This is a genomic window from Bacillus sp. SM2101, from assembly GCF_018588585.1.
Lineage (GTDB): Bacteria > Bacillota > Bacilli > Bacillales > SM2101 > Nanhaiella > Nanhaiella sioensis.
Map to the genome: position 1 here is coordinate 1 of NZ_JAEUFG010000060.1, position 5,682 is coordinate 5,682.

Annotated in this window: 4 protein-coding genes; 1 reads left to right on the forward strand and 3 read right to left on the reverse strand. The window is 34.7% G+C overall.

Features of this window, described 5'->3' with window-relative positions:
- Positions 1 to 604 precede the first annotated feature (604 nt).
- The 3 genes from JM172_RS23790 to JM172_RS25015 all read right to left on the reverse strand — a co-directional run bounded on the left by JM172_RS23790 (position 605) and on the right by JM172_RS25015 (position 3,784).
- Positions 605 to 1,666, reverse strand: coding sequence for a cytochrome D1 domain-containing protein (locus JM172_RS23790; RefSeq protein ID WP_214484869.1), 1,062 nt, complete (start codon positions 1,664 to 1,666; stop codon positions 605 to 607).
- A 332-nt stretch (positions 1,667 to 1,998) separates the two neighbouring features.
- Positions 1,999 to 3,237, reverse strand: coding sequence for a beta-ketoacyl-ACP synthase II (fabF, locus tag JM172_RS23795; RefSeq protein WP_214484870.1), 1,239 nt, complete (start codon positions 3,235 to 3,237; stop codon positions 1,999 to 2,001).
- A 445-nt stretch (positions 3,238 to 3,682) separates the two neighbouring features.
- A complete protein-coding gene (locus tag JM172_RS25015; RefSeq protein WP_250886869.1) occupies positions 3,683 to 3,784 on the reverse strand; it encodes a putative holin-like toxin in 102 nt (33 codons plus the stop codon).
- A gap of 1,026 nt (positions 3,785 to 4,810) precedes the next feature.
- Here JM172_RS25015 and JM172_RS23800 point away from each other — a divergent pair.
- Positions 4,811 to 5,266: a hypothetical protein gene (locus JM172_RS23800; RefSeq protein WP_214484871.1), complete on the forward strand. Its 456-nt coding sequence runs from the start codon at positions 4,811 to 4,813 to the stop codon at positions 5,264 to 5,266.
- Positions 5,267 to 5,682: the final 416 nt, after the last annotated feature.

Below are 5,682 nucleotides of genomic sequence, written 5' to 3' on the forward strand. Positions count from 1 at the left end.
AGTGTACATCGCCGCAGCTCCTCCCCAACCAGAAGGATACCTTTTTTCTATTAACTCAATCGCTGACTGATAAATCCTCTCTTCAATACTCAATTTTATCCCCCTATATCATCATTAAAAATAATACTACTTTTCTGAGAACCACTGTTCCATTAAGCTGAAAAACCCTTACTAATTATTTCAAAATTATCTATATTCCACAAGATTTTTTATTCCATAACATCCATTCATAAAGAAAGGGGCTTTTCTATTACAGAGCTTTTTGCCTCTGATTCAGTTCTTTTAAGTTATTATCTCGATTTCAAGTCTTCCACAATCTAGCCCTAAAATGGGTAATGGCACATATCAATGTTTCAGATATGCGCCATATCGTATTATGATTACTTCATTCATTTTCAGTATATCTTTTTTTATCTTATTATTTAGGTAACTGACATACCCCTTTACTAGATTCTTGCGCCATATTGTGGAATAACATTTTCTTGTTCTCCAATAGTAAGATGAGCTTATTTCTTAACTAATGGACTAAATAATCATTGAGTTTCATAATCAATTAAGTGAAATCATTTCTGTAGCAAGGAAATTTCTACAGGTTTATAAATGTTTAATTAGATGTGAACACTATCGCTACTGGCTGTATTCCAACACTAATAGTTGAAATTTTTGTTTGCGTTTTTACATCAATTATTGATACCGTATCTGGATTGCCTATATTGGAAACATATATACTTTTTCCATCAGAAGTACTCCTAATTGTTCTTGGCTGGTCTCCAGCCTCAACCCTTGCGATTAGAGCGTTAGTTTTTGTATCGATTACAGACACTGAATCTAAAGTTATATTAGGTATGTAAACATATTTACCATCAGGTGTAATAGTTATACTTTGATGCGATCCTGGTACAGGTATTGTGGAAAAAAGTGAATGTGATTTGGTATCAACAACAAACAAATTACTATTACTTGCAGCATAGATGAAATGACTGTCAGGGGAATTTATTAGTATACGAATAGCTGGTAGAAAAATCGTTGCAACTACAGAGTGGTTTTTTGTATCAATGACAATTAACATACCTTGTTCACCAACCACATATACATATTTTCCATCTTGTGTAGCGACTATTATTTTGAGTGGTATTGTGGAAAAAGATAGGTTTACACTAATCGTAGCAACCACAGAATGGTTTTTTGTATCAATGACAGTTAAATTGTCTGAATTTGTATTGGCAACATAAACATGCTTACCATTAGGTGGAAGAACTAGGTCAACCGCAGCAATCCCTACAGGAATTGTAGCAATAACAGAATGGGTTTTAATATCTATTACTGATACAGTGCCTTCCGTATTTTGCATAAAGTTGAGAACATAGGCAGTCTGATTATCTGGAGTAAATACGATAGCAGTTGGCGTTATTCCTAATATAGTTGCTATTACTTGTAAAGTTCCTATATCAATAACAGAAACACCACCACCACCTAAAACATATGCTATTTTATTATCTGAAGTAATACCAATAGCTCTTGGAGCATTTATAACACTAATTGTGGAAATTACTGAATGGTTTTTTGTATCAATCGTAGTTACATTATTACTCAAAAAATTTGCAACAAAAGCAACAGACATCTTATTCAACTCCTCAAATGTCTTATTATCTTCTGGATTTTCCATTTATAATTATGGTTCTTATTACAACCTACGATACTTCCTCATATATAATTTCTTTCCTTATATCTTTATTCAAGCTTTTTAAATGATAAAACCAAAAAAAGGGAGATTTCCCTCCCTCATAATGAAAAAAAATTTCTATTATGTTTCATAACTTTAATTTAGTGTATACATACTTACCAGTAGTGGATATTATATCAATTTTGTTTATGCTTGATCTCTTACTTTAGTTTAAATTAAATCAAAAAAAATGTAGAGAAAAACCTTTTTTCTTTACATTCTTACTGTCATCAATACAATAACCAATTTTGTTTGCTTACTATTTTTAAGCCTTCTCATTTGTATTTTTTAAATACTAATACTGCATTGTGACCACCAAAACCTAATGAGTTACTTAACGCTACAGACACTTCTTGCTTTCTTGCTTTATTTGGAACGTAATCAAGGTCGCAATCAGGGTCAGGTGTTTCTAAGTTAATTGTCGGTGGAATGATCCCTTCCTTTATCGTTAGGGCTGAAAATATTGCTTCTATCCCTCCAGTAGCACCTAGTAGGTGACCTGTCATTGATTTTGTTGAGCTGATTGGGAGTTTCTCAACATGTGAACCAAATACTTCTTTAATCGCCATTGTTTCAAATTTTTCATTGTACTGAGTGCTCGTACCATGAGCATTAATATAATTAATTTGTTCAGGCGTAAGCCTTGCATCCTCAATAGCCTGCCTCATTGCACGAACACTACCTTCTCCACCTGGTGCAGGGGAAGTTATATGATAAGCATCTCCAGCAGATCCGTAGCCGACTACTTCTGCATAAATTTTTGCTCCCCTAGCTCTTGCAAACTCTAGCTCTTCTAACACAATGATTCCAGCTCCTTCACCCATAACAAAACCATCTCGATTTTTATCAAAAGGGCGGCTTGCTGTTTTTGGATCTAGGTTTGTTGATAATGTAGTATTTGCACAAAATCCTGCCATAGACATTTTCGTTATTGGTGCTTCCGCTCCACCTGATACCATAACATCCACATCACCTCGTTGGATAGCCTTAAATGCATCACCGATAGAATTCGTCCCAGTGGCACATGCTGTAACAGTACAAGAAGTTATCCCTTTGGCACCAAGAGCAATTGATACTTGACCTGCCGCCATATCAGGGATAATCATCGGTATAAAAAACGGACTAACGCGACGATATCCTCGTTTTAGAAATGTTTCAAATTGATTTTCAAACGTCTCCATACCACCTATACCAGATCCTATCCATACACCTACTCTTGGTGCGATTTCATCAGTTATTGTTAAGCTAGCATCTTTTACCGCCATCAAGGATGCAGCTAGTGCAAATTGGGTAAACCGATCCATTTTTCGGGCATCTTTCTTTTCCATAAAATCTTCCGGATTAAAGTCTGTTGCTTCACCTGCTACTTTAGTAGGGTAATCATCTGGAGCAACCCGTGTAAGAGTTCCAATACCCGATACACCATTTTTTATATTTTCCCAGGTAGCTTCTACTGATGACCCAAGAGGTGTAACAGCACCTAAACCTGTAATAACAACTCTACGTTTATCCATAGTAAACATCTTCCTTTCCAAATTACCGTTTGTCAACCCACGCTCCAGGCATTTCGATAGGTAGCTATCATTCGGCTTTTATATGTTAATCCCCCTTTTGTTATTATTAGTACATATTAGTACTTGGTACTAATTTTACTCTATCTCATCCCATTTTAGCAACTTTAACCCCTCAATAAAGAAAAGATAAACATCTAATGTGATTTATATGTAAACTAGAAATCGGACTATAATATATAATGTGACTAAAATGTATAGAAGTCTATGTTAATTGTACATTTCCCAACAATTATGATATTCTAATCATAGACAAGCAATAACTGCATACAATAAGAAAAACCGCAAGTGCTCCAACACTCACGGTCTCACACAATAACGATTCCCTCTGTGGATCGGCTTATTAAGTGACATAGACCGCCCTCATCTGTTCAGGACAAAGGGTGGTCTATTTGTTGTTATTCGACTGCATATGCACAAACAACGCAACAAGTGCGATTATCACTGAAGAAAATCCCAACGCTACCATTAATGCCTCGTATACAGTCATACGCCTCACACACTTTCAAAGAATGAAGCCGACCACCCTTATAAATTCGCTATTTTATTCTAATTATACCATAGTCGCCCATATTGACGAAGTTTGCTGTGATAGTACATCTAGCGTTCGTGGCATCTTTTCTCCTTTAAATCCGAACAACAAAGAATGAATTTCTTCAGCCTTAGTAACCACAATATCACTTGTGTTTCCTTAATAGGGAAATTTCAGATAGTCTTTACTAGCCTCTTGCGCCATATTTGTGAAGATCTAAATATGATCTCATCCTTAATAGTAATTACTTCTTCTTTCACCAATAGTCCCCTGATTATTTATATCTATGCTAATTTAAAACGGCTTACTTTTATGTAGATAAGTTTTACAACATCTTTTGTATTCTCAGGATCTTTGAGATTTAGATTAAAGCATGACTCAATTCTTTATCCTTTTCAAATAATGTTTGGTAAGGATTTTTACTTTTAAAGTTTAGGGAGCTAAGCTACGATATACCGCAAAAAATAGTTCCAGCTTTTCATTTTTAAAGAAACTGGAACTAATCGACTTACTAATCAATATGTTTCAAATTAGAAAACTAGGCCAATTTGAGAGCTCGTTAAAGTATTCAGGCCTTGAGATGATGATTCCACAGATTGAGTTGGACTACTTATTAGAGTAGGTCCAATTACTGTCATCATACACATAAAACATACCATGGTTATTACATAAAAGTAGATGTCCATATAACTTCTCTCCTAAAAAAGTAATTATTATATATTATATTTATAACCTCGATATACTTGGACTAGCATCCATATAGCTTGCCTATTTTCTATTACTTGAGGAAGTAACACTATAGGAAAGTTAGTACACACTTTTTCTATTATGTCTACTACTTCTATATACAATTGCCTGTATTTCTTTCAATAAGAACATGTTACATGGACTTCTGTCAGTTACAAGAATACATAAACGAGCATTTACTAATTAGATAGAGGTGGAATTATCACCTAACAATACCACTGAAAGGAATGAAAAATTATGTCTAATTGTAATTGCAAAGGTAAAGACAACGAAATATTTTGCAATTGTCAATTTGGCAATGTCACATTGTCAGATGGTGATCAGGCAACACCATTTATACCTCTCATTTTAACAACTGATACAATAAGCGTTACAGAAAAAAATTGGGTTGCTAAGGTTGACACGATGGTTGACTTACAAGTAGGTGGTAGCCCTCCTGTTGATGTGAATTATGTAGTCGAACGATTAACAGGTGGAGTCGCCACTACATTATGTAGTTACAGAGTGTTTGATCAAAGAGGTGGAGATCATACATTAACCCCAAACAACACAGTCTGTGATCACCCACCCATCGGTTGTCATATGTACCGTCTCTCAATTTTAGATGCAGGAACAAACGGTGCCGCAACACTCGATAGTACTTGCCAGTGCATCAATGTCACCACTTTTCAAAAGAGAGACGAAAGTAAATAAGAATTCTGTTGCAACCAAAGTAAACCCAAAAAAATCCCTACTCATTGAGAAAGGGATTTTGCAATTATGTCTTCATGTCAATGTACGGTATATTATATTAACTTCTTTAAAGATGTGTGAGATTTTCTAAAAATTAGTCCAAGCAACCACATTATCACTTGTGTTTCCTTAATAGGTAGCTATCCTTAAGGTAGTCCAGGTATACCTGTACTACCTTCTTGCGCCATATTGTGGAAGATCGGAAGTAGAAAATAATCAAAAATATTGAAATGGTATTAAATTATCCTTTATCTGAAGTAGAACTGTTTATCTAACTTCTATTACAAATGTGTATGATAATTCACCATCAGGCCATTTAGCTAATACTTCATATATATTATGACCTTTACTATTTGGTATCAATACTTGCTTATCAT

What these genes read in the sequence shown, in the direction of transcription:
- JM172_RS23790 (WP_214484869.1), bottom strand. Translation starts at nt 1,666, where the DNA reads ATGGAAAATCCAGAAGATAATAAGACATTTGAGGAGTTGAATAAGATG.
- fabF (WP_214484870.1), bottom strand. Translation starts at nt 3,237, where the DNA reads ATGGATAAACGTAGAGTTGTTATTACAGGTTTAGGTGCTGTTACACCT.
- JM172_RS25015 (WP_250886869.1), bottom strand. Translation starts at nt 3,784, where the DNA reads ATGACTGTATACGAGGCATTAATGGTAGCGTTGGGATTTTCTTCAGTG.
- JM172_RS23800 (WP_214484871.1), top strand. Translation starts at nt 4,811, where the DNA reads ATGTCTAATTGTAATTGCAAAGGTAAAGACAACGAAATATTTTGCAAT.